The sequence below is a fragment of the Psychromonas hadalis ATCC BAA-638 genome, assembly GCF_000420245.1.
Taxonomy (GTDB): Bacteria; Pseudomonadota; Gammaproteobacteria; order Enterobacterales; family Psychromonadaceae; genus Psychromonas; species Psychromonas hadalis.
This window is the reverse complement of the sequence record NZ_ATUO01000045.1, coordinates 1-25620: the sequence shown is the minus strand read 5'-3', so window position 1 is coordinate 25620 and position 25620 is coordinate 1. Positions and strand designations below refer to the sequence as shown.

General features: G+C 39.4%; 20 protein-coding genes. 17 read left to right on the top strand and 3 right to left on the bottom strand.

Annotation, left to right across the window (positions count from 1 at the left end; genetic code table 11):
- Positions 1-157: 157 nt before the first annotated feature.
- Together glnD and map are read right to left on the bottom strand one after the other, a co-directional pair.
- Complete coding sequence (gene glnD / locus G322_RS0107635) at positions 158-2773, bottom strand: [protein-PII] uridylyltransferase (RefSeq protein ID WP_022941211.1); 2616 nt, start codon at positions 2771-2773, stop codon at positions 158-160.
- 165 nt (positions 2774-2938) lie between these two features.
- Positions 2939-3775, bottom strand: coding sequence for a type I methionyl aminopeptidase (gene map / locus G322_RS0107630; RefSeq protein ID WP_281166516.1), 837 nt, complete (start codon positions 3773-3775; stop codon positions 2939-2941).
- Positions 3776-4524: 749 nt separating this feature from the next.
- Between map and rpsB the strand changes: the two genes are divergently transcribed.
- From rpsB to tilS, 17 genes are all read left to right on the top strand, one after another.
- Positions 4525-5262: a 30S ribosomal protein S2 gene (gene rpsB / locus G322_RS0107625; protein WP_022941209.1), complete on the top strand. Its 738-nt coding sequence runs from the start codon at positions 4525-4527 to the stop codon at positions 5260-5262.
- 85 nt (positions 5263-5347) lie between these two features.
- Positions 5348-6220, top strand: coding sequence for a translation elongation factor Ts (tsf, locus tag G322_RS0107620; RefSeq protein WP_022941208.1), 873 nt, complete (start codon positions 5348-5350; stop codon positions 6218-6220).
- A 148-nt stretch (positions 6221-6368) separates the two neighbouring features.
- Positions 6369-7139 (top strand): UMP kinase, encoded by a 771-nt coding sequence (pyrH, locus tag G322_RS0107615; RefSeq protein ID WP_022941207.1) that lies wholly within the window; start codon positions 6369-6371, stop codon positions 7137-7139.
- 21 nt (positions 7140-7160) lie between these two features.
- Positions 7161-7718 (top strand): ribosome recycling factor, encoded by a 558-nt coding sequence (gene frr / locus G322_RS0107610; RefSeq protein WP_022941206.1) that lies wholly within the window; start codon positions 7161-7163, stop codon positions 7716-7718.
- 153 nt (positions 7719-7871) lie between these two features.
- The gene (gene uppS, locus G322_RS0107605; protein WP_022941205.1) at positions 7872-8612 is read left to right on the top strand and encodes a polyprenyl diphosphate synthase; all 741 of its coding nucleotides are present in this window, start codon (positions 7872-7874) and stop codon (positions 8610-8612) included.
- An 81-nt stretch (positions 8613-8693) separates the two neighbouring features.
- On the top strand, positions 8694-9548 hold the full coding sequence (locus G322_RS0107600) for a phosphatidate cytidylyltransferase (protein WP_022941204.1): 855 nt from the start codon (positions 8694-8696) through the stop codon (positions 9546-9548).
- A gap of 3 nt (positions 9549-9551) precedes the next feature.
- Positions 9552-10751, top strand: a complete 1200-nt coding sequence (gene ispC / locus G322_RS0107595) for a 1-deoxy-D-xylulose-5-phosphate reductoisomerase (RefSeq protein WP_022941203.1) — start codon at positions 9552-9554, stop codon at positions 10749-10751.
- A complete protein-coding gene (gene rseP, locus G322_RS0107590; protein ID WP_022941202.1) occupies positions 10745-12100 on the top strand; it encodes a sigma E protease regulator RseP in 1356 nt (451 codons plus the stop codon). The genes ispC and rseP overlap by 7 nt, the downstream gene beginning before the upstream one ends.
- 99 nt (positions 12101-12199) lie before the next feature.
- Positions 12200-14620, top strand: coding sequence for an outer membrane protein assembly factor BamA (gene bamA / locus G322_RS0107585; RefSeq protein WP_022941201.1), 2421 nt, complete (start codon positions 12200-12202; stop codon positions 14618-14620).
- Positions 14621-14664: 44 nt separating this feature from the next.
- Positions 14665-15174 carry an OmpH/Skp family outer membrane protein gene (locus G322_RS0107580; RefSeq protein ID WP_022941200.1) on the top strand — a complete coding sequence of 170 codons (510 nt, stop codon included), beginning with the start codon at positions 14665-14667 and terminating at the stop codon, positions 15172-15174.
- Between the two features lie 9 nt (positions 15175-15183).
- Positions 15184-16206, top strand: coding sequence for a UDP-3-O-(3-hydroxymyristoyl)glucosamine N-acyltransferase (lpxD, locus tag G322_RS0107575; protein ID WP_022941199.1), 1023 nt, complete (start codon positions 15184-15186; stop codon positions 16204-16206).
- Positions 16207-16216: 10 nt separating this feature from the next.
- Entirely contained in the window at positions 16217-16669 is a 453-nt protein-coding gene (gene fabZ, locus G322_RS0107570; RefSeq protein WP_022941198.1) for a 3-hydroxyacyl-ACP dehydratase FabZ, read from the top strand.
- Positions 16669-17487 (top strand): acyl-ACP--UDP-N-acetylglucosamine O-acyltransferase, encoded by an 819-nt coding sequence (gene lpxA / locus G322_RS0107565; RefSeq protein ID WP_022941197.1) that lies wholly within the window; start codon positions 16669-16671, stop codon positions 17485-17487. Before fabZ ends, lpxA begins: the two co-directional genes overlap by 1 nt.
- Positions 17488-17744: 257 nt before the next feature.
- Positions 17745-18890, top strand: a complete 1146-nt coding sequence (gene lpxB, locus G322_RS0107560) for a lipid-A-disaccharide synthase (protein ID WP_022941196.1) — start codon at positions 17745-17747, stop codon at positions 18888-18890.
- A gap of 8 nt (positions 18891-18898) precedes the next feature.
- A complete protein-coding gene (gene rnhB, locus G322_RS0107555; protein WP_022941195.1) occupies positions 18899-19513 on the top strand; it encodes a ribonuclease HII in 615 nt (204 codons plus the stop codon).
- 24 nt (positions 19514-19537) lie between these two features.
- Positions 19538-23050 carry a DNA polymerase III subunit alpha gene (dnaE, locus tag G322_RS0107550; RefSeq protein WP_022941194.1) on the top strand — a complete coding sequence of 1171 codons (3513 nt, stop codon included), beginning with the start codon at positions 19538-19540 and terminating at the stop codon, positions 23048-23050.
- Position 23051: 1 nt separating this feature from the next.
- Positions 23052-24353 carry a tRNA lysidine(34) synthetase TilS gene (tilS, locus tag G322_RS20180; RefSeq protein ID WP_022941193.1) on the top strand — a complete coding sequence of 434 codons (1302 nt, stop codon included), beginning with the start codon at positions 23052-23054 and terminating at the stop codon, positions 24351-24353.
- Here the strand turns inward: tilS and G322_RS0107540 are convergent.
- Positions 24346-25230 carry a GGDEF domain-containing protein gene (locus G322_RS0107540; RefSeq protein ID WP_245542289.1) on the bottom strand — a complete coding sequence of 295 codons (885 nt, stop codon included), beginning with the start codon at positions 25228-25230 and terminating at the stop codon, positions 24346-24348. The two genes, tilS and G322_RS0107540, sit on opposite strands and share 8 nt — an antisense overlap.
- Positions 25231-25620: the final 390 nt, after the last annotated feature.

The window sequence follows — 25620 nt, the reverse complement described above, 5'->3', positions numbered from 1 at the left end:
GCTGCTTTAGCTGCGCCAAGAGTAAAAGCGAAACTAAAGTTTCACGTCCCAAGAAAGACAAAGAATTTAACTTCATTTTCCTTCGTGCCTTCGTGCCTTCGTGGTTAAATGTTCTTGGTCATAGCAACAAACCATTCCCCACGAAGCCACACGGTACTTACTCTTTCTCTGGGCTGAGCTCTGCAATCAAATTCGCTTTTAAGTTCTGCTCCTGTTGCTCTGTTAGTGCATCGCCATCTTCTGTGCTGACGATAAACAGATCTTCTGCACGTTCGCCAATGGTGGTGATTTTAGCGGTATCTAGCATTAAACCACTGCGTCGAAATACTTCACCAATATTAGCTAAAATTCCCGGTGCATCAAATGCGACTACTTCAAGCTGTGTGCGTTTGCGTTTAGTGGGTAAGAAGGTCACCTCCGGTTCAAATTTAAACTGGCGCTTAATGCGTATTAAGCGTGTTTGTTGACTATTTACCTTTTCAGGCGAAAGCAGTGCTTTCTCAATTGCCATTTTTAAACGCTGTATTTTATCAGGGTCGATATGTTCGCCATCTTGCTCTAACACGGTAAAAGTACTGAGTGAAAAATCATCACGACTAGAGAGTATTTTGGCATCATGGACACTGAGTTTTTTGTTATCTATCTCGGTCACGACTGCGGAGAAAAGAGCGGGCATATCTTTATGATAAACAAAAATTTCAGTCGCCCCACGCGCATTTTGATCACTGATTAAAACCATCGGTTGGCTGTGATCTTGATGTTTTAATAGGTTGGTGGTGTGCCACACAATTTGTGCGGAGTTATAACGAAAGAAATAGTTAAGTTTAAAACGTTTCCAAAGCGGTTTTACATCTGCTTTGCTAATATTGAAATTAGCTAGCAGCGCTAATGTTTTACGCTGTCTGTCACGTATCCTATCGCGAATATCACGTGGATTTTCCAAGCCTCGGCGCAATGCTTTTTGAGTGCTGTGGTAGAGCTCTCGTAATAACGTCCCTTTCCAGCTATTCCAAGTATCTTCATTGGTCGCGCAAATATCAGCCACGGTTAAACAATAGAGAAAATTAAGATGCTTTTCATCACTGACCTTTTTGGAAAATTCAATGATCACACGTGGGTCGCTAATGTCGCGACGCTGTGCTGTCACCGACATGGTCAGGTGCTCTTTGACAAGCCATGCAACAAATTTACTTTCATGGCGACTTAATCCGTGTAACTCACAAAATGCGCGTGCATCGACAGCACCCAGTGTAGAGTGATCGCCTTTTTGTCCCTTCGCTATATCATGGAAAATAGCCGCTAAAAACAGCAGTTCTGGTTTCTCTAAATAGCTATATATCTCATGAGCAAGGGGGTGTACTTCTTTGGTTACTGGGTAATTGTAAATATATTTAAGCAGTTTATGAGTGTGCTCATCCACGGTATAAGCGTGAAAAAGATCAAACTGCATCTGTCCTACAATACGGCTCCATTGTGGGATATAAGCGCCTAATACACCATATTCATACATCAGAGTGAAAGCGAGTCCCATGCCACGAGGGTGCTTTATTATCTGCATAAACAGAGTGCGACATTCGGGGATATTTTGTAACCACTGTGTTAAACAACGTCGCGCCTCTCGTAACTCACGTAACGTGGGTGAGTAAACACCCATAATGCGTGGATCTTTTGCGATATGTAAAAAAAGTTGTAAAATGATCTCTGGACGATCATAAAATAAAGTATGCGTTTTTAGCTCTATCATATGGCCACGTAGTTGGAAATGATCATCTACATTTTCAATTTGCTGGTTCAAGTTACCTAAAATCGCTTCATCAAAATATTGCAATAACATCTCATTAAGCTCTTTGACACGATGAATTGTTTGGTAGAAGCTTTTCATCATCTGCTCAATCGCTTGATTTCTTTCCCCCTTATAACCCAGTAGTGCGGCTACATCACTTTGGAAGTCAAATAATAGACGATTATCTGGACGGTTAGTAACGGTATGCAGTGCAAAACGTATTGTCCACAGAAAGGTTTGGCAATCTACTAATTCACGGTATTCACCTGGGGTAATGTAGTTGAGACTGGTTAGTTCTAATAAACTGTGTACATTAAAATGACATTTTGCGATCCAAGCAACGGTTTGAATATCACGTAATCCACCCGATCCATTTTTAAGGTCGGGCTCCAAGCTATATCCATCACCATGACAGCTATTATGGCGAATTTGTTGTTCCTCTTTTTTGGCAATGAAAAAGGATTCAGAAGGCCAAAAAGTGTCACTCTCTAATGTTTGTAGTAATTTTTTGAAGGTGTGTTTGTTACCAATTAAGAAACGTGCCTCTAACATGCTGGTGGCAACGGTAATATCTTCCTTCCCTTGCTCATAACAGTCGTGCAAAGTACGCACACTTTGACCTACATCGAGTTTTAGATCCCAAAGTAGGGTAATTAATTGGCTGATTTTTTGCTCTGATTGCTCACTGAAACCATCTTCGGAAAGAATTAATAGATCAATGTCAGATTTAGGATGTAGCTCGCCTCGACCATATCCACCCACCGCAATCAGTGAAAGATCATAGCTTTCATTTAATCCTACAAAATCCCATAACCGCGCCAGTAGTTCATCAATATAACGTGCGCGTTGATTCACAATAAGGGTAATATTTTGTTGGTTTTTAAAGGTATCAACCTGCCATTCATTAAAGGATTGAATGTGCTGTTTGAGAAAGGGGAGGGTTAAGTTTTCTGTTTTTATCTTGACGGGGGAAAGGGTTTCAAAATCCATGTTCACCTCTAAGGAATCGTTACACAATAACTTGCGCTAAATTATTTTCAAAAAGCCTGAAACGACTGGTTATTTTGAAAACAAAAGCGCAAGTAATTCTGAAGCCGATCCTAAATAAGAGAAAGCAATAAAAAAGCCACTTAATAAAAGTGGCTTAAAGGGGCGTTAATCGTGATTGATAAGTCGCTCAATGGTCTCTTCGGGACGCAGGGTTAAAATCTCAACACCTGCCTCTGTGACCAATAAAGTATGTTCCCATTGTGCAGATAATTTTTTATCTTTAGTGATCACTGTCCACTCATCTTTGAGCACTTTACAGTTACGCTTACCGGCATTAACCATTGGCTCGATAGTAAAACATTGGCCCACTTTTAAGGTATCACCCGTGCCTTTTTTCCCGTAATGTAAAATTTGTGGCTCTTCATGGAAAACCGCACCAATACCATGGCCACAATATTCACGCACAATAGAGTAACTGTTTTTTTCCGCATGTTTTTGGATTGCCGCACCAATATCACCTAAACGGGCACCCGGTTTAACCAGATTAATACCGATATATAAACACTCTTGGGCAATCATTGAGAGGCGTTTTGCTAAGATAGAGGTTTTACCGACCATGAACATTTTCGAGGTGTCACCGTGGTAGCCATCTTTAATGACGGTAATATCAATATTAATAATATCACCCTCTTTAAGAGGTTTATCATTGGGGATACCGTGACAAACAACATAGTTAAGTGAGGTACAGATAGATTTAGGGAAACCGTGATAGTTCAGTGGGGCAGGAATACCACCCTGCTCATTGACGATAAAATCATGGCAACGCTGATTTAGTTCATTGGTGGTAATACCCACCTGAACAAAAGGTTCAATCATGGTTAATACATCTGCTGCCTGTTGCCCTGCAATGCGCATTTTGTCGATTTCTTCACTGGTTTTTATAATCGCTGCCATCTGCTTTTCTCTATGTTTGGTCGCTTTAAAAGTTAAGGTTAGAACTATAAAGAAATATGGCTGTTCACGCTAGTGAAGTTTGACCCCTTTATCGTTGTGGCCATTTAGGATATAAGATAAATGTAGTTTTTTTGTTAAGTAATTATTAGCAACTTGTTAAATTCAATCGAATATACTTAACTGTTGGCTTCTTTACAATAAAAGTTTATCTATTTTATTACTGCATTGCCATTGTCGTTACCTATTATTTGCCACCGTTTGATGGGATATATCGTAACTATTTTTCATTTAAAAACGCTTGTTGGTCGTCTGTTTATTTTTAATTGGCTGAGGTCTTACCTTTAAAAGCAATTAAAAGTGCAGGTATAAAACCATTGATATTGGGGATTGTGCTGTGGATTGTTATTTCTTGTAGCTCGCTGCTTTATATACAGACAATGATGTAACACGGCTAACTTGTTGCATTATTTACTGCAATTATTGTATTTCAAAGGCGTGCCAAGGAATAATTTTTAGCCTAACTCATCACTGAATTTATTGAGCTGAGTTTGAAAATATGATATAAAGCGCATCGAGTTTGATAGTTCATTTTTTTGTTTGATTTTAACTATCAATGCTCACTTAACTTATCATGATTTTTTCAAGCATTTTTCAATAGAAAACTAAATTGAAAATAACGTGGTTACAATAACACACACGTATCGTCACGTAACTCGGGGTGCTGCTTTCAATTTATTGAAACTGGTCGAGTTTATGGGATACGTGGAGGCCTAACCCCTATATAAAGGAAATTCAAAATGGCAAATGTATCAATGCGCGATATGCTACAAGCTGGCGTTCACTTCGGTCACCAAACTCGTTACTGGAACCCAAAAATGAAACCATTCATTTTTGGCGCTCGTAATAAAGTTCATATCATCAACCTTGAAAAAACAGTGCCAATGTTCAATAAAGCACTTAACTTTTTAGAAGCAAAAGCGTCTAAAAAAGGTAAAGTTCTTTTTGTTGGTACTAAACGTGCTGCATCTGAAGTAGTTAGAGAAGCAGCGACCTCTTGTGATCAATTCTTTGTTGATCACCGTTGGTTAGGTGGTATGTTGACTAACTGGAAAACAGTTCGTCAATCGATCAAACGTCTGAAAGACCTTGAAATTCAAAGCCAAGACGGTACTTTTGAAAAGTTAACTAAAAAAGAAGCGCTGATGCGTTCTCGTGAGTTAATCAAACTTGACAAAACGCTTGGTGGTATCAAAAACATGGGCGGTATCCCAGATGTAATCTTCGTTATCGATGCAGATCACGAGCACATTGCAATTAAAGAAGCGAATAACCTCGGTATTCCAGTTATCGCTATTGTAGATACTAACTCATGCCCAGATAACATCGATTTCGTTGTTCCTGGTAATGATGATGCTATCCGTGCTATTAAATTGTACCTAGAAGCAGCTGCTCAGGCCATTAATGATGGTCGCCAAGAAAATGTTGTAGTGGCAGCTGAAGCTGACGGCTTTGTTGAAGAAACTGCTGAAAAATAAGATTTTCTAAATTACTTAGAAAACCCTTGTTAATAGGGGAGTTTAGGCTCCCCTTTTTTATAGATATAATATTAGGAATTCGACAATGGCTATTACAGCTAAGCAAGTTAAAGAACTTCGTGAACGTACTGCTGCAGGTATGATGGATTGTAAAAAAGCATTAGTTGAGAGCGATGGTGACATCGAGCTTGCAATTGAAAATATGCGTAAATCTGGTGCAATTAAAGCGGCTAAAAAAGCAGGCCGTGTTGCTGCTGATGGTGTTATTTTAGCAAAAACAGCCGGTACGGTTGCACTTGTTGCTGAAATTAACTGTGAAACTGATTTCGTCGCAATGGATAAAAGCTTCTTAGCATTTGCTAATCAAGTTGCTGATATCGCATTAGCAAATAAAATAACAGATGTTGAAGCATTAAATGCATTAGCATATGACGATATTACTGTGGAAGAAGCACGTGCTAACCTAGTTGCTAAAATCGGTGAGAACATTACCGTACGTCGTCTGCAGATCGTTGAAGGTGAAAACCTTGGCGCATATATACACGGTGGTAAAATTGGTGTTATTTCTGTGCTTAAAGGTGGCGATGCTGACCTTGCGAAAGATATCGCAATGCACATTGCTGCAGCTGCGCCTACTTATGTTAAGCCGGAAGATGTGCCTGCTGACGTAGTAGCGAAAGAAAAAGAGATTCAATTACAAATTGCTATCGAAAGTGGTAAGCCTGCTGAAATCGCTGAAAAAATGGTGAAAGGTCGTATGGCTAAATTCACTGGTGAAGTGAGCCTTACTGGTCAATCATTTATTAAAGATCCTTCAATGAAAGTGGGCAAGCTTCTTAAAGATGCTGGTGCTGACGTTGAAGCATTCATTCGCTTAGAAGTGGGTGAAGGTATTGAGAAGAAAGAAGAAGATTTTGCTGCTGAAGTTGCTGCTACAATGGCTGCCGCTAAAGGTTAGTCATTAATCGACTTAGAAAACAATAAAAAAAGAACCGCGACTAGATCTGCGGTTCTTTTATATTTAAAATACGATGATTTTATTAATAAAGTGTTTGATCTTTAAACAACTTATTAATGCAATCACGTCTACTTTGAGGAATGAATTTATGAGTACCAATCCAAAATCAGCATATCGTCGTATTTTATTAAAATTAAGTGGTGAAGCCCTGGTGGGCGAAGAAGGCTTTGGTATTGACCCAAAAGTATTAGATCGCATGGCGTTAGAAATAAAAGGATTGATTGAGGCGGGTGTACAGGTTGGCCTTGTTATCGGTGGTGGTAATATCTTCCGTGGTGCAGGTCTTGCAGAAGCAGGCATGAATCGTGTTGTAGGCGATCATATGGGGATGCTTGCAACCGTTATGAATGGCCTCGCAATGCGTGATGCTCTGCACCGTTCACACGTAAACGCTCGTTTAATGTCTGCTATTCCATTAAAGGGTGTGTGTGATGATTATAACTGGGCAGAAGCGATTAAACATCTTAAATTAGGCACGGTTGTTATTTTTGCTGCCGGCACGGGTAACCCTTTCTTTACTACTGATTCTGCTGCTTGTTTACGTGGTATTGAGATTGAAGCCGATGCGGTTTTAAAAGGGACAAAAGTAGATGGTGTTTATGATGCAGATCCTGTGAAAAACCCGGATGCCAAACTGTATGCAGAAATTGATTACCAAGTGGTATTAGAAAAAGAATTAAAGGTGATGGATTTAGCCGCATTTACATTAGCACGTGATCATAGTTTACCTATTCGTGTCTTTAACATGAATAAACCAGGTGCATTAAATCGTGTGGTCATGGGCGAAAAAGAGGGGACTACAATTACCCATTGTGAAACAATTGAATTTGCAGAAACTGAAAATTCAGAAGAAAAATAAAAAACATACAGGATAAATATTATGATCAACGAAATTAAAGATGATGCACAAACACGCATGAGTAAAACAATTGAGTCATTTAAAGGCCAATTAGCAAAAATCCGAACTGGTCGTGCGCATCCTAGTTTATTAGATGGCATTATGGTGCCATATTATGGAAGCAATACACCACTTCGCCAAGTGGGCAATGTTTCTACTGAAGATTCGCGCACCTTAACAGTGACGGTTTTTGATGCAACACTGATTGCTGCTGTTGAAAAAGCAATCATGGGGTCAAATCTGGGCTTAAACCCAATGTCTGCTGGCACGGTTATTCGTATTCCATTGCCACCCTTAACGGAAGAACGCCGTAAAGATCTTATCAAAGTGGTACGTGGTGAAGCTGAAAATAGTCGCATTGCCATTCGTAATATTCGTCGCGATGCGAACGGTGATTTAAAAGAGTTAGAGAAAGAGAAAGAGATCAGTGAAGATCAGTTACGTCAAGGTGAAGAGTTAGTACAAAAAGTGACTAATGGGAGCGTGAAACTGGTTGATGAACTGCTCGCTGTTAAAGAAAAAGAGTTGATGGAAGTATAATCTGCATGGGGGTAGATAGGCTTATCTGCTCCTGTGATTACTTAGAATTGGCTTCAACATTACTTGCGGTTTATTTTTAAAATAGCCAGTCATTTAAGGTTTTTTGGAAACAATTTATCGCAAGTTATTTTGTACGATTCCTTAGGATTAAGTGTGACAACTGTAACCGAACAACAAACATTGCCAAGGCATGTTGCGATTATTATGGATGGCAACGGGCGTTGGGCTGAAAGTAAAGGCAAGCATCGTGTCTTTGGTCATAAGCATGGTGTAAAGTCATTACGTAAAGCGATCAGTTTTGCTAATGAAAAACAGATTCAAGCATTAACTATTTATGCGTTTAGTAGCGAAAATTGGAAGCGACCTAAAAAAGAGGTCAATATGCTAATGGAGCTCTTTTTTACTGTATTAGGCAGTGAAGTTAAAAAACTGCATAAGCATAATATCAAGCTCAATATTATTGGTGAGCTTTCTGGTTTTAGTGAGCGTTTACAAAAAAAAGTGCTTCAAGCACAAAAAATCACTGAACATAACAGTGGCTTGGTGTTAAATGTTGCAGCTAATTACGGTGGTCGCTGGGATATTACTCAAGCTAGCAAACAATTAGCGATATTAGTTGAAAAAGGTGAATTAACACCTGATGAGATCACCGAAGAAAGATTAAATGACGTGATGAATTTGCACTCATTACCTGCGGTAGATCTCATGATTCGTACCGGTGGTGATCATCGTATTAGTAACTTTTTATTATGGCAACTCGCTTATGCAGAGCTCTATTTTACCGATATATTATGGCCTGATTTTGATGCCGAGGCATTTCAAGATGCATTGGATGTTTTTTCTGGTAAAGAGCGCCGTTTCGGACAAACTAGCGAGCAAGTTACTGCACGCTGATTTTGGTATTCATGTCATCTCAAGATGTTTTGTATCTTTGACGTGCCGTGATTATATAACTAAATTTAACAGGATGTTTCTGTGAAACAACGAATAATAACCGCACTAATTTTGGCTCCTCTTGTTATTGCGGGCATCTTTTTATTACCCCTTAAATTTTTTATGCTGTTTTGTGCGGGTATATTTTTGCTCGCAAGCAAAGAGTGGGGCGGTTTTGTTAATCCAAAATCGACATCAAGTTCCATTTTTTATCTTTTTGGCTTTGCACTTGCAATCACCTTAATGTTGTTACCTATTGAGCGCCTTTGGTCGGCAACGGGTATTCATCCTGTGGTCGAAAGTGGGTTAATAGTGACTGCTGTGTGGTGGCTTATTTCACTGTTTTTAGTCGCTACTTATCCCAAAACGAATGCTTTATGGGCAAACAGTAAAGCGATGAAAAGTCTCTTTGGTTTACTCACCTTGATCCCTTTTTTCTGGGCGATGATTGTACTGCGTTCGATTAATATTCACCATGACTTCTATTATGGTGGCGCACTATTGATGTATGTGTTTTTGCTGGTATGGGCTGCTGATACCGGTGCTTATTTCTGTGGTAAACGATTTGGTAAGTACAAGCTTGCACCAAACGTAAGCCCTGGTAAAACCATTGAAGGTTTTATTGGTGGCACGGTCAGTGCGATGTTAGTTGCCTTTGTTGCTAGTATCTTATTAGATATCCCCGCAGAAAAAATGGGGTTGTTTTTTGTGGCTGCATTCATCACTACATTAGCTTCTGCTTTGGGCGATCTTAGCGAAAGTATCTTTAAACGTGAAGCGAAGTTGAAAGACAGTGGTAACCTATTACCTGGTCATGGTGGCATCTTAGATAGAATTGATAGCTTAACGGCTGCTGTGCCTATTTTTGCACTTACTTATCTACTTTGGCTTGCATAAATAATGAAAAAATTAGCTATTTTAGGTGCAACGGGATCCATCGGTACAAGTACGCTCTCTGTCTGTCGCAGTAATCCTGAACTGTATACAATTAGTTTATTGGTTGCTTCAAAAAGTGTCGATAAGATGCTGATTTTGTGTCTTGAATTTAAACCCACTTATGTGGCGATGAGTTGCCCTGTTGCAACGGCTGAATTAGCTGTTAAGTTAAAAGCAGAAAATTGTCCTTCATTGCTGTTAAATGATGAAACGGAATTGTTACAGCTTTTAGGCAGTGCAGAAATAGACTCTGTCATGGCCGCTATTGTTGGGGGCGCGGGATTAAAAACGACATTAGCGTCTGTTGAAGCGGGCAAAGAGGTTTTTCTTGCTAATAAAGAGTCGTTAGTGATGTCTGGGCAACTGTTTATTGATGCAGTGAAAAAGTCAGGGACAAAATTGTGGCCCGTTGATAGTGAGCATAATGCTATCTATCAGGCATTATCACCTCGCTTACAAAACCGTCTTGGTCATTGCTCCCTGCAAGCAGAGGGGGTCTCGAAAATATTATTAACTGGCTCTGGTGGCCCTTTCTTAAATAAGCCTCTTTCTGAATTTTCCACGATTACACCAGCACAAGCGGTTAAACACCCTAATTGGTCAATGGGACAAAAAATATCCATTGATTCTGCAACCATGATGAATAAAGGGTTGGAGTATATTGAAGCGCGGTGGTTATTTAACGCATCACGTGAACAGTTGCAAGTTATCATTCATCCTCAATCCGTTATTCACTCTATGGTGCAATATATTGATGGCAGTGTCATTGCGCAGATGGGCAATCCTGATATGCGTATTCCTATCGCTTATGTGATGGGGGGAGAAAAACGTATTAATAGCGGTGCGAGCAACTTGGATTTTTTTAGTACACCTGAACTTAGTTTTTTACCCCCTGATTTTGAGCGTTATCCTTGCCTTAAATTAGCCATTGATGCTTGTTATCAAGGGCAGCATGCAACCACTACATTAAATGCAGTGAATGAGGTCGCTGTTGATGCTTTCTTAGATAAAAAAATTCAATTCCCACAAATATCGCAACTTGTTGATAGCGTTTTACAGCAAACAGCAACGCAGCATGTTGGTTCAATAGAGCAACTTTTAGAGATTGATAGGCAGGCAAAAAACATGGCGTTACAAATAATTAAACGAGATTTTTTATGTTAAGTGCACTGTGGAATTTAGGTGCATTTATTGTTGCCTTGAGTATTTTAGTTGCTATCCATGAATATGGTCATTTTTGGGTTGCGAGGCGTTGTGGTGTAAAAGTGCATCGTTTCTCTATTGGCTTTGGCAAAACACTTTTCAAATGGTCTGATAAACACGGTACTGAATTTGTTATTGCCGCCATTCCTCTGGGTGGTTACGTTAAAATGCTCGATGGGCGCGTGGAAACGGTAGCAGAAGATCAGCAACAGTTTGCCTTTGATAAAAAAACAGTCTGGCAACGCATTGCAATTGTGGCCGCAGGGCCTCTGGCTAATTTTGCGTTGGCCATTGTTGCCTTCTTTTTGATGTATATGATTGGTATTAACAGCGCTAAGCCTGTTGTTGAAAAAGTGATCGTATCTACCCCAATGTCCGTTATTACCACCACCGAACGTTTTCAAGTAACAGCCATCGATACAACTGAAGTCGGTGATTGGGATGCGTTGAATCTTGCACTAGTCAGCCAGATTGGCGAAAGTGGGTTTGAGATCACAATTAAGTTGTTAACCGGGGAAGTGGTTGAACCAATACAAACTTATCAGGTCTCATTGGCTGATTGGAAGTTTGATCCTAAAAAAGAATCAATTATTCGCAGTTTAGGTTTGTCTCCCTATCGTTCAAAAGTATACTTGCAAGTCGCTGATGTCGCAAAAGAGGGAGCTGGCTTTACTGCCGGATTAAAAATAGATGATAAACTGATTGCGGTTGATGGCGTTCAATTAGATGATTGGCATCATTTTGTTGAGTTTATTCAACAAAATGCCAATAAAACATTGGCTTTACAAGTAGAAAGAGAGGGCGTTTTATCAACGCTGTCATTAACGCCTAAATACCGACAAGAAACAGGTAAAGGTTATATTGGTGTCGCACCAGTTGTTGAACCCTATCCAGAAGTGTATCGTGTTAGATTACAGTTTGGCCCTATTGATGCGTTTATTAAAGGTGTTGAAAAAACAGGGCAGTTAACCAAACTGACCTTTAATACCTTAATTAAATTACTGACGGGAGATATATCAGTAAAAAACCTCAGTGGTCCTGTTTCTATTGCAAAAGGTGCTGGAATGAGTGCCGATTATGGTCTGGCTTACTTTCTGAGTTTCTTAGCGTTGATCAGTGTTAATTTAGGTTTAATGAACCTAATTCCATTGCCTGTATTAGATGGTGGTCATCTTCTCTATTACTTTATAGAGGTGATAACAGGTAAACCGGTACCAGAAAAGATTCAAGAGGTTGGTTTTAAAATCGGTGGTGCTATTTTGATGGTGTTCATGAGTATTGCAATATTAAATGATTTTAATTTACTGTGATTTTTTAATAAATCATTATATTGAAAATCCACTTAGAAATTTATAAAATACACGCTGTTATAAAAATACAGTAGGCTGTTACAAAGGATTCGTAAAAAGATGTTTAAGAGATATTTATTAACAACGGTATTTGTTTTCTCTAGTTGTTTCTCCATGCTGTCGTTCGCTGAAAAAATAACTATTTCAGATCTACAGTTTGAAGGTTTACAACGTGTCACATTAGGTGCCGCTCTGTTAAGTCTACCTATTAGAGAGGGTGATGAGGTTGATGATTATCAGCTTTCTAACGCACTTAAAAAACTCTATGCAAGTAGCCATTTTGAATCTATTGAATTAGAGCGTGCTGGTAACGTACTTATATTTAAGGTGAAAGAGCGCCCAACCATCAGCAATATTGGCTTAACGGGTAATGATAAATTAACCGAAGAGCAAATTTTAGATTCGCTGAAATCATCTTCTATTCAAGTTGGTGAACCACTTGATAGAACCACATTGTCAGGCATAGAGAAAAGTCTAGAAGATTTTTACCACAGCGTTGGAAAGTACAGTGCACAGGTTGAAACTATTATTACCTCATTACCACGTAATCGAGTCTCTATTCAATTTGTTTTTCGTGAAGGGCTGACTGCAAAAATTGAGCAGATCAATATTGTTGGTAATACTGTTTATTCAGATCAACAGTTATTAAAACGATTAACACTTAGTGACTCTGGTGGTTGGTGGGACTTTTTTGCAGATGATAACTACCAAAAACAAAAATTAGCGGGTGATCTTGAGGTGATTAAAAGTTATTACCTAGATCGTGGTTATATTCGTTTTGAAATTGAAGACACACAGGTTTCATTAACACCGAATAAAAAAGGCGTTTACGTTACGGTTAATGTTAATGAGGGTGATATCTACAAAATCGGTGGTGTGCAGTTTATCGGTAATTTACTTGGTAACGATGAAGATATAAAATCACTTGTTCCTTTCATTGAAGGCGATGTTTATGCAGCTTCCGATGTGGCTTTTTCAGAGCAGAGTATTCGTAAATATTTTGGCCGCTTAGGTTATGCCTACCCAGAAATAACCACTTATCCTGAAGTGGATGATGAAAAAAATACGGTAATTGTTAACTTCTCAGTTGAGCCTGGCCAACGTGGTTATGTGCGTAATATTAATATATCAGGGAATACAGTGACCGCTGATGTGGTATTACGCCGTGAAATGCGCCAAATGGAAGGAGGGTGGTTATCAAGTGAAAGTATTGAACTTTCTAAGAACCGTTTGAATCGTTTAGGTTTCTTTTCAAAGGTAGATATTAATACCGAACGTATTAGTGATGATTTAGTTGATCTAAATGTTTATGTAGAGGAGCAAGCCTCTGGAAGTTTTAATGCGGGCATTGGTTATGGCACCGAGTCTGGTTTAAGTTTAAGTGGTGGTATTAATCAAGATAACTTTTTAGGCACGGGTGATAGAGTTGGTTTTGAAGTTAAATTTAACGATTATAATAAAAGTGCCAGTGTTAATTATACGACACCTTACCTGACCAAAGACGGTGTCAGTGGTGGCGTGCGCCTGTTTTACGACCTATTTGAAGCGGGTGAGGCAAACATTGTTGATTATACCAATACCACCTATGGTCTGCGTTTCAATATGGGCTTTCCTGTTAATGAAATTAACCGCTTAGGGTTTAGTATCGGTTGGGAAAATAACGGTATCGCACAGTTAAAAGCGTATGAACAACTGCGCCAGTTTTGGGATATTTATGGTTCACAACTCGATGCTGATGGTTCGGTAAATTTCCAAAATTTTGATATTACCGCCAAATGGACACGTAATAATCAAGACAAAGGAAAAATGGCAACCCAAGGGATGAAGCATAATCTTTGGGCAAAAATGACCATACCAAGTTCTGATTTACAATACTTCAAAATAAACTTTGAGATCAGTAACTATCAACGCATTTCAGATGATGGGGAGTGGACAACACTATTACGTGGTACATTAGGCTACGCAAATGGGTACGGACAGTTTGAGGGACAAGACCAGATTCTGCCCTTCTTTGAAAATTACTATGCAGGTGGTTATAGAACGCTACGTGGTTTCTCTAGTAACACAGTAGGTCCGCGTGCAATGTACACAGGCAGTGATGGCGGTAACAGTACCATGGTACTGACCGATAATGCGGTAGGTGGTAATGCTAAATACACCGTGAGTGGTGAACTTATTTTCCCTGTGCCTTTCCTTGATGAAGCTTATACACGACAAGTGCGTAGCAGTGTCTTTGTTGATGCGGGTGAAGTGTGGGACACAGAGTTTAATTATGATTATTACAGTCAGTTAAGTTGTTCATATAACTGTGATTATTTTGGAGATTACTCAAAACCAGGTAGAATACGAGTTTCAATGGGAACACAGATTACTTGGATCTCACCAATGGGGCCTTTAGTCTTTACACTGGCATGGCCTTTGAAAGAGTATGAAGGAGACAGAACTGAAGTATTCTCATTTAATATCGGTGATACTTTCTAACTTATTTGATTTTAATAACTAATTTTTATTTTCGGAGCAATAACATGAAAACTTTTTTAAAAGCAGCAACTTTAGCCGTCGCAATGATCTCATTTTCAGCAGTAAGCGTTGCAGAAATACAAAAAATAGGGGTTGTATTTCCCTCTAAAATCATGAAAGAGTCACCTCAACGTGAGCGTATTATTAAAAAGTTAGAAGCTGAATTTAAAGGGCGTTATGAAGCATTGCAAGGGCTTGAAAAAGAGATAACGAAGCTAGAGAAAACATTAAAACGCGATGCTGAACTGATGAAAAAATCAGAAGTCACTGCGATGCAACGTAAAGTTGAAGTAAAGCTTTCTGAATACAAATTGAATCGTAAAGCGTTTGAAGAGGATAATCGTCGCCGTCAAGGTGAAGAGCAACAAAAAGCCCTTATTGTCGTGCGTGATGTTATTAATGATGTTGCTAAATCAGAAGGTTATGACATTATTTTAAACGGTGAGCAGGTTGTGTTTGCTAAACCTGGTTACGATATCTCAGATCTTATTATTGAAGAAATTAGTAAAAAATAGGCACTCACTATGACACAAACATTAGCGCAACTCGCTAAGTTATTAGGTGCACAGTTTGTTGGTGATGATGACCTAATAATAGGTCGCCTAGCAACATTTGATAATGCCAATGAGGGTGACATTACCTTTGTTTCCGATAAAAAACTACTAAGCAAACTCGCAGACTGCCAAGCGAGTGCTATTGTTTTACCGGTAACAGTAATGAAAGGTTATCAAGGTAATGCATTGTTTATGGATAACCCTTATGTGGGTTATGCAATGCTAGCGCGTATTTTTGATACGACACCTAATTTAACGGTCACTATTGCAGATTCTGCCAGTATCCATAAAACAGCAAAAATTGGTAACAATGTTGCTATTGCTGAGAACGTAGTCATTGCGGAAGGTGTTGAAATAGCAGATAACTGTCAAATATTTGCCAATGTGGTAATAGGGCAACAGGTTAAAATAAAAAAACAGAGTAAAATATACCCCAACGTAACGGTTTACCATGACTGCGAAATTGGCGAACGCTGTATTATTCACGCTAACAGTGTGATTGGCTCTGATGGTTTTGGTAATGCACCTTATCAAGGTAAATGGGTTAAGATCCCGCAGATTGGTCGGGTAATTATTGGTGATGATGTTGAGATTGGTTCATCAACGACAATTGACCGTGGCGCACTCTCAGATACTATTATCGCTAATGGTGTTAAAATAGATAATCAGTGTCAAATTGCACATAATGTCACTGTTGGTGAGCACACCGCCATTGCTGGAGCTGTTAATATTGCAGGAAGTACGATGATTGGTAAACACTGCATGATCGGCGGTGGCACCATTATCAATGGGCATATTACAATTGCGGATAAGGTGGTGATCACGGGCGACAGCATGGTGATGCGTAATATTCGTGAAGCGGGGGTTTATTCCTCTGGCGTGCCTGCAACATCCAATAAAAAATGGCTTAAAACGACGGCTTATACGTTAAAAATAGACTCTTTATTTAAACGTGTAAAACAACTTGAAAAACAACTACAAGAAAAAGATTAAGGATTATTCCGTGACTAATGAATTAAACCGTTTAGATATTAAAGAGATCATGGATTTGCTTCCACATCGTTACCCATTTTTACTGGTTGATCGTGTTATCGATTATGTACCAGGGAAATCATTAAATGCGATTAAAAATATCTCTTTTAATGAGCCACAATTTCAAGGGCATTTCCCAGGAACACCTGTATTTCCAGGGGTGATGATTATCGAAGCACTGGCGCAAGCAACGGGTGTTCTTGCTTTTGCAACTTACGGTAAACCCGCTGAAAATGAGCTATATTTCTTAGCATCCATTGATAGAGTGCGTTTTCGTAAACCCGTTGTGCCAGGTGATGTGCTTGAACTTGAAGTTATCTACCTGAAAGAGCGCCGTGGTATGGGGAAATTTGAGTGTACCGCTAAAGTTGATGGTGAAGTTGCGTGTCAAGCGATGATCATGTGTGCAAGAAGAGAGATTTAATGACTGATAACCCTGCTCAGAAAATAGGTACGGTTCACCAAACCGCAAAAGTACACCCTACGGCGATTGTGCATGAAAGTGCCATTATTGGAAAAAATGTAGAGATAGGTCCATATACCATTATCGGTGCGCGTGTTGAAATTGGCGAAAACTGTTGGATTGCACCACACGTTGTGGTGAATGGCCCAACAAAAATGGGCAAAGGTAATAAAATATTTCAATTCGCTTCAGTAGGCGAAGATTGTCAAGATCTTAAATATAATGGTGAAGAAACCTTTTTAGAGATTGGTGATAACAACGTATTTCGTGAAAGTTGTACCATCCATCGTGGCACTGCGCAGGATAACGGCACCACTAAAATTGGTAATAACAACTTACTGATGGCGTATGTACATGTGGCTCACGATTGTATCCTTGGAGATAATATCATTCTCTCTAATAATGCCACGTTAGCAGGTCATACAAAACTTGCTAATAATGTCATTATTGGTGGTTTATCTGCATTGCATCAGTTCACCCGTGTGGGTGAATTTGCCATGATTGGAGGATGCTCTGCAGTCAATAAAGATATTCCTCCCTACTTCATGGCATCGGGTAATTATGTGCAAGCACAAGGGATCAACTCTGTTGGATTAAAACGTAGAGGTTTTAGTAGCGCCACTATCATGGAGATAAAACGTGCTTATAAAGCCTTGTGCCGTGATGGTAATAGTTTCGAAGAAGCAAAAAACATTATTGCTTCAAAAGTGGAAACTTGCCCTGAACTTAAAGTATTGTCTGATTTTTTAAATGAAGAGAGCCGTGGCATTGTGCGCTAAATACAAGTACGACTTTATACCAATTAGATTAAGCATGAGATCTTATATTGCGCAGGAAAAATAGATTAGTTCAAGGCGTAAGTTGACATAAATGGTTGTTCCCTTTACGGAACTTGCAACGATGAAATAATTTATTTTAACCAGCAAGATTGATCTGCGGCTTATTCTGATTGGTATTAGTCGTGCCATTTATTAAAAGACTCGCTTTGAGTCTTTTTTTTTCAGTCTATTTTGTAAGAAAGTGTGAGTAAACAGTTATGAATAAACCATTACGAATCGGTTTAATTGCAGGCGAAGCATCGGGTGATATTCTCGGTGAGGGGCTGATTAAAGCACTAAAAGTCCATTATCCTGATGCGATTTTTGAGGGCATTGCAGGACCTAAAATGATCGCACAAGGTTGCACTGCATTACACCCTTTAGAAGCGCTTTCTGTGATGGGGTTTGTAGAGGTGCTTGGCAAACTACGCAGTATATTATCTATTCGGAAATCAATTACACAGCATTTTATTAATAACCCTCCTGATATTTTTATTGGTATTGATGCCCCCGATTTTAACTTAACCGTTGAGCTTAAATTAAAAGCACAGGGCATCAAAACGATTCACTATGTTAGCCCTTCTGTCTGGGCGTGGAAGCAGTGGCGTATCCATAAAATAGCGAAAGCGACTAATTTAGTGTTGGCTTTTTTACCTTTTGAAAAAGCATTTTATGATCGCTTTAATGTGCCTTGTCAGTTCATTGGCCATACCTTAGCGGATCAGTTGCCCCTTATTCGTGAAAAACAGAAAGCACGTATTACATTAAAGCTAGATGAAAATGAAAAACTGTTGGCCATTTTACCGGGGAGTCGCAAAGCAGAAGTTGCGATGCTTGGGCCTCTATTTTTACAAAGTGCTAAAATTATTTTTAAAAAACACCCTGAATATCGTTTTATTGTGCCGATGGTTAATGATCGTCGTAAACAACAGTTTATGGAGCAGATAAAAGAGATCGCGCCCGATCTGCCTATTACCCTGTTTGATGGACACTCAAGTGATGTTTTACAGTCTGCGGATCTGGTTTTACTCGCTTCTGGCACAGCCGCGTTAGAAGCGATGCTCGCAAAAGCACCGATGGTGGTGGCTTATAAAATAAGTGCGCTGAGTTATGTGATTGCTAAATCACTCTCTAGTGTAAAATATACCTCACTGCCAAACCTGATTGCCGACAGAGAAGTGGTTAAAGAGCTAAGCCAATATGATTGCACGGTTGAAAATATGGTGTCAGAGTTAGAGCGTTTGATTGGTGCAGAGGGAGAACAGATGATTGAAACCTTTACTGAATTACATAAATTGATTAAATGTGATGCGGATAAACAGGCCGCACTCGCGGTTGTCAAACTATTAGATAGAAAAAAGTAGAGAGTATAATGGCTAAAGAAAAAAGTGTGTTTCCAGAAGTTATCTACCCAAATGTTAGCCTGATTGCAGGTGTTGATGAAGTAGGGCGTGGTCCATTAGTAGGTGATGTGGTGACTGCTGCGGTTATTTTAGATAAAAACAATCCCATTGAAGGGCTCGCCGATTCTAAAAAACTCAGTGAAAAAAAACTCGCACATTTGTTTGATGAAATTCAAGCGAAAGCGCTATCTATTTCAGTTGGGCGCGCATCACCGAGTGAAATAGATGATATTAATATTCTACATGCCACCATGCTCGCGATGCAACGTGCAGTACAAGGGTTATCAATTCAACCTGATTTTGTTTTTATTGATGGTAATCGTTGCCCTGATTTAGCAATGCCCTGTGAAGCGATTGTTAAAGGGGACGCGCGTGTTAGCGAAATAAGCGCAGCTTCCATTATTGCCAAAGTTACCCGTGATAGAGAGATGGTTGAACTTGATAAACGCTTTCCTGACTATGGTTTTGCACAACATAAAGGGTATCCCACTAAAGCGCATTTTGAAGCACTAGAAAAGTTTGGCGTCATTGCTGAGTATCGTAAAAGCTTTAAACCCGTTAAAAAGGTGTTAGGCCTTTTATAGTCATCCAAAATGTATGAGAGTTGTATGTCTGAATTAGTTGTTAATCACGATCCTAGATTTATTCACTTGCGTGTACACAGTGATTTTTCCATGGTGGATGGTCTGACCAAAGTTAAACCCTTGATTGCCAAAACGGCCACCATGAATATGCCTGCATTGGCCATTACCGACCAAACCAACTTCTGTGGGTTAGTTAAATTTTACGGTGCTGCACATGACGCAGGCGTAAAACCGTTGGTGGGTGTTGACTTTTGGGTGCAAAGTGAGCTACTTGAAGGCGAACAATTTCGTTTGACTGTGCTTGCCATGGATAACGAAGGTTACAAAAATGTCACCGAACTTATCTCTAAAGCTTATCTGCGTGGTCATGTTGGCGGGCGCGCCATTATCGACCAAGATTGGTTAATTGAACATCAACAGGGAATCTTACTGCTTTCTGGTGCAAAAGAGGGGGATTTAGGCAAAGCGTTATTAAAAGAGCATCTTGAGATTGCCGCGCAGATAACCCAGTTTTATCAAACACACTTTCCACAACGTTATTATCTAGAACTAATTCGCACTAACCGTGTTGATGAAGAGAGATACTTACATTTGGCGCTTGATTGGGCAGAAAAAAATCAACTGCCTGTGGTAGCAACCAACCAAGTTATCTTTGCTGTGCCTGAACTTTATGATGCCCATGAGATTCGCGTTTGTATCAATCAAGGTTACACTTTAGGGGATGAACGTCGTCCTAAAGATTATAGTCCTGAACAGTATTTGCGCAGTGAGCAGGAGATGTGTGAGCTATTTTCTGATATTCCTGAAGCACTGCAAAACAGTGTTGAAATTGCCAAACGTTGTAATGTCACCCTGCGCTTAGGTGAATGTTTTTTACCTGATTTTCCCACCGAAGGTAAGCCCATTAATGAGTTCTTTTGTGATGTTTCTCGAAAGGGATTACAAAAACGGCTAGAGTTTCTATTTGATAAAGACAGCCCTGAATTTGCTGCCATTCGTAAACCTTATGATGAGCGTTTACAGATAGAGCTAGACGTTATTAATACCATGGGATTTCCCGGTTATTTCTTGATCGTAATGGAGTTTATCCAGTGGAGTAAAGACAACCTTATTCCCGTTGGACCTGGTCGTGGTAGTGGTGCGGGATCGTTAGTGGCGTATGCACTGAATATTACCGATCTAGATCCTCTTAAATTAGAGTTACTGTTCGAGCGTTTTTTAAATCCTGAGCGTGTTTCCATGCCCGATTTTGATATCGACTTTTGCATGGACAGGCGTGATGAAGTGATTGAGCACGTTGCAGAGCTTTATGGACGTGATGCGGTCTCACAAATTATCACCTTTGGTACGATGGCTGCAAAAGCGGTTATTCGTGATGTGGGCCGTGTGCTTGGGCATCCTTACGGATTCGTCGATAGTATCTCTAAACTGGTGCCACCAACGCCGGGCATGACCCTGACGAAAGCGTTTGCAGAGGAGCCTCGTTTACAAGAGCGTTATGATGGCAGTGAAGAGGTACGTGACCTAATTGATATGTGTCGCATCTTAGAAGGCACTATTCGTAATGCGGGTAAACATGCGGGGGGGGTGGTTATCTCGCCAACCACTATTACCGATTTTGCACCTCTTTATTGTGATGATGAGGGTAAAAACCCCGTTACACAGTTTGATAAAAATGATGTTGAAACGGCGGGATTAGTTAAGTTTGATTTCTTAGGATTAAGAACACTGACGATTATTCAGTGGGCGATTGATATGGCAAATAACCATAAACGGGCGCTCGGTGAAGACCCCATTGATATTGAGCGTATCAGCCTTACTGAGCCTAAATGTTTTGAGTTATTAAAACGTTATGAAACCACCTCAGTTTTTCAGCTTGAATCACGTGGAATGAAAGACCTGATCCGTCGCCTGCAACCTGATTCTTTTGAAGATATGATTGCTTTAGTGGCACTGTTCAGACCAGGGCCTCTTGGCTCTGGCATGGTTGATAACTTTATCGAGCGTAAACATGGTCGTGAAGCGGTCTCTTATCCCGATGAAAAATGGCAACATGACTCACTGAAAGAGGTTTTAGAGCCGACCTACGGTATCATTCTTTATCAAGAACAGGTGATGCAGATCGCCCAGATACTCTCTGGTTATTCACTGGGTGGCGCCGATATGTTACGTCGTGCGATGGGTAAAAAGAAGCCCGAAGAGATGGCAAAACAGCGCACCACGTTTGAAGAGGGAGCAATTAAAAACGGCGTTGATGGCGAACTGGCGATGAAGATCTTCGATCTGGTAGAAAAATTCGCAGGTTATGGTTTTAACAAATCGCATTCTGCCGCTTATGCGCTAGTTTCCTATCAAACTCTGTGGATGAAAACCTTTTACCCCTCCTATTTTATGGCCGCGGTTATGTCTGCGGACATGGATAACACTGAAAAGGTGGTTATTTTAGTGGCTGAATGTCAGCGTATGGGCTTGAATCTTTGTCCGCCTGATGTCAATGAAGGCCTGTTTAAATTTAATGTCGATAAAAATCAGCGTATTATTTACGGCATTGGCGCTATTAAAGGGATCGGTGAAGCACCTGTTGATGCGATTATAGAAGCACGCAATGACGGAGGGCTGTTTAAAGACCTGTTTGATTTTTGTACCCGTATCGATTTAAAGCGTTGTGGTAAACGTATTTTAGAGAAACTCATTTTAGCGGGGGCACTCGACAACTTAGGGCCTCATCGAGCCGCATTAATGGCAAATCTTCCTAGTGCGTTAGAAGCCGCTATTCAACATAAAAAAGCGGAATCCTTTGGCCAAGCAGACTTGTTTGGGGTATTAATCACTGACAGTGAAGAGATAGATAATAAATTTTCGTTAGTTGAAAAATGGCCAGAAAAACAGTGGTTAGCGGGTGAAAAAGAGACCTTAGGGTTGTATCTTACTGGACACCCTATCAATCAGTATGAATCTCATATCCGCGCTTTTCATTGTACTAAAATTGGAGATTTAACCCCTAACCGCCGTGGTCAAAATACCCGTATTGCAGGGCTCATTTTAGGAATGCGTGTGATGGTCACTAAAGCGGGTAAGCGCATGGGCATTATCACCCTTGATGATAAAAGTGCGCGTTTAGAGATAACCATTTTTGCTGATCTTTTAGATCAATATGAAGCGTTATTAAAAGACGATAACGTAGTTATTTTACAAGGTCAGGTCAGTGAAGATTTCTTTAATGGTGGCCTAAAAATGAATGCCCGCGAAGTGATGAGCATTGAGCAAGCGCGTGAACGCTTTGCATCAAAATTACGCCTGAAAATCAATGCTAATAATCTTGCTGAGAATTTCCAAACACAGTTAGAAAAGGTGCTTAAACCAGCAATGGGAGGGGTTTGTCCTGTGTTTATTGAATATACGAATAAAATGGCACAGGCAGAGCTTTCACTGGGATTATCATGGGCCATCACGCCAACAGATGATCTGCTTTTTGAGTTAGGCCGATTAGTGGGCGAAGAAAATATCACCCTACATTTTGATCATGTGAATAGCTAATATGCACAACAGCGATCTATTTATTGCATTTAAAAGCCAGCTGGAAAAACTCACCTCTGAAGGTGCTGTTTTTAAAATAGCGCTCAGTGGTGGGCTAGATTCAGTGGTACTATTGCATCTTTTTTCGCGTCTTGAGAATCGTTGCATAACTGCGCATCATATCGATCATGGTTTAAGTGACAATGCACATAGTTGGACGCAGTTTTGTGAAAAGTTGTGCCACTCTTTATCTGTCCCTTTCGTTGTTACCAAGGTTATTTTAGATAAAAAAAATCGCACTAGCCTTGAAGCGTTAGCGCGTGAAAAACGCTATGTAGCCTTAAAAGAGGGCTTAACAAATAAGTGTTATTTAGTGACTGCACACCATCAAGATGATCAGTTAGAAACAGTCTTACTGGCTCTTAAACGTGGTGCAGGGTTAACAGGATTGCAGGGGATAGTCGCTAAACAGTCATTATCAGTGGGTTATTTAATACGGCCATTACTTAACTTTTCTCGTGAGCAGTTAGAAAGCTATGCTTTACAGTTTAAATTGACTTGGATTGAAGATGAAAGCAATGCCGATCAACGCTTTGATCGCAACTTTATCCGCCATACCATCACGCCATTATTAAAAAAACGTTGGCCTGCGATTGCTAAAACCGTGGCACGTAGCGCGTCACATTGCCAAAGTCAGATGCAGCTCATTAATGAGATAACAGAAACTGATTTGCAAACTTGTTTATCAGATAAACAGCAATTAAAAATTGAACGATTAAAGGTGCTCACCGAAACTCGTCGTAACAATGTATTACGTGGCTGGTTTAAAAATGCAGAATTTAACTATCCATCAACGAAACAGTTAACCGCTATTTGGGCAGATATTGCCTTTGCTCAAACAGATGCAATGCCTAAAATAGTGTTAGCCGAGGTGATAGTTTGTCGCTATCGTGGCACACTGCACTTTGTAGATAAAAATAGTTTAGTGGCTGAAACTAAAAAGGTAGTGTGGCAGGGGGAGAAACAATTAACGCTATGTACAGGTGAGCTTACCTTAACGTTCGATGTGCAAAGTGAGTTTATCAAAGAATTGCACCATGTTGAGATCTGTTTTAGAAATCAATTTTCTAGCGATTTAAAATGTCAGCCTATTGGTAGAGATAAAAGCCGTAGTATCAAAAAACTGTTGCACGAACACCATGTTCCACCTTGGTTTCGTGATCGTGTGCCATTTGTTTTTATTGATGGCTTGTTGCTAGAGGCAGTTGGTTTATGGCGCTGTGAAATACCCTACTCAACGTCTTTTTACACTTTTATTATTTAATGCTTTTATTTAAGTAGAGATTTTTATCTGCAATGGCAAACAGTGCATTGGCATTTTCACCCATCTGCCAATGTGCGTAACCTACACTGGTAGAAAAATTCAATTCACTTAAAAAATAGTTATTATTAATCTCTTTTATTAAGCGCTCATTTATTCTGTCAATGGAGTTCCGGTCGCCAGGTTGCAGGATCATAGTAAATTCATCTCCCCCTAAGCGGAAAACCATATCTGATGTGCGTACAATGTTGGTTAAAATAGTGGCAAAGTGTTGTAGTACTTGATCACCTTTTAGATGACCAAATTCATCATTAATAAGTTTAAAATCATCAATATCAAATACCATCAACGACAAAGATTGGTGTCCTCGACTACTCTGCTCAATAGCTCGCTGTAAACTCTCATCATAATAGGCTCGATTACCAATATTAGTGAGGTGATCTTTAAAGACTAATGCATTGAGCTCTGAAAATTTCAGTGCATGGCGTAAGCTTGGAACAAGTAATTGGTGTAGTTCAATAAACAGTTTATTTTCATCAACCGTTATTGGAGCGTTACTTTGATAAGTGATGGAGCCAATACGTGGACTTTTTGATGAAAGTGGTAAGTTAAAGCTATGACTAAAGTTATATTTTTCTTTATTATTTAAACTGAATAGTCCATTTGGCGATTGAAAACGTACATTAAAAGGGCGGATTATTTTTGCCACAATCGTGGAAAAATTTGTTAATACCCCTTTAAAATCTAAACTCTCTTGTAATAACTCTAAACATTCAAATTTAGTTTCAGCGGTTAAATTTGGATCATTTGAAAAAACAGTAAATAATTGATTACTAACGGGATAAGCCATTAACTCTGGTTGTGTGATTGTTTTCATCATGAATCCCTTTTTAATTTAATACTTTATTAACACTTTATTACAAGCAGTTTCCATGCCAGTTTTATACATCCAAATTGATTTATAAATGATCATGCTTTTTGATATTTTTACTATGCTTAAGGGGATTCTTTAACTATTTAATTTTTAAGAAAACATTGTTATTTAACGTATTTAAAAGAAAATTTTTTATAAAATGTCACAGGTATCGTGTGGGTATTGATTAACGGTTTATTGACATTAAGGATCGGCTTCAAAATTACTTGCGCTTTTGTTTTCAAAATAACCAGTCATTTAGGATTGGCTTCAATATTAGTTGCGATTTTGTTTTTAAAATAGCCAGTCATTTAAGGCTTTTTGGAAACAATTTATCGCAAGTTATTTTGTAACGAT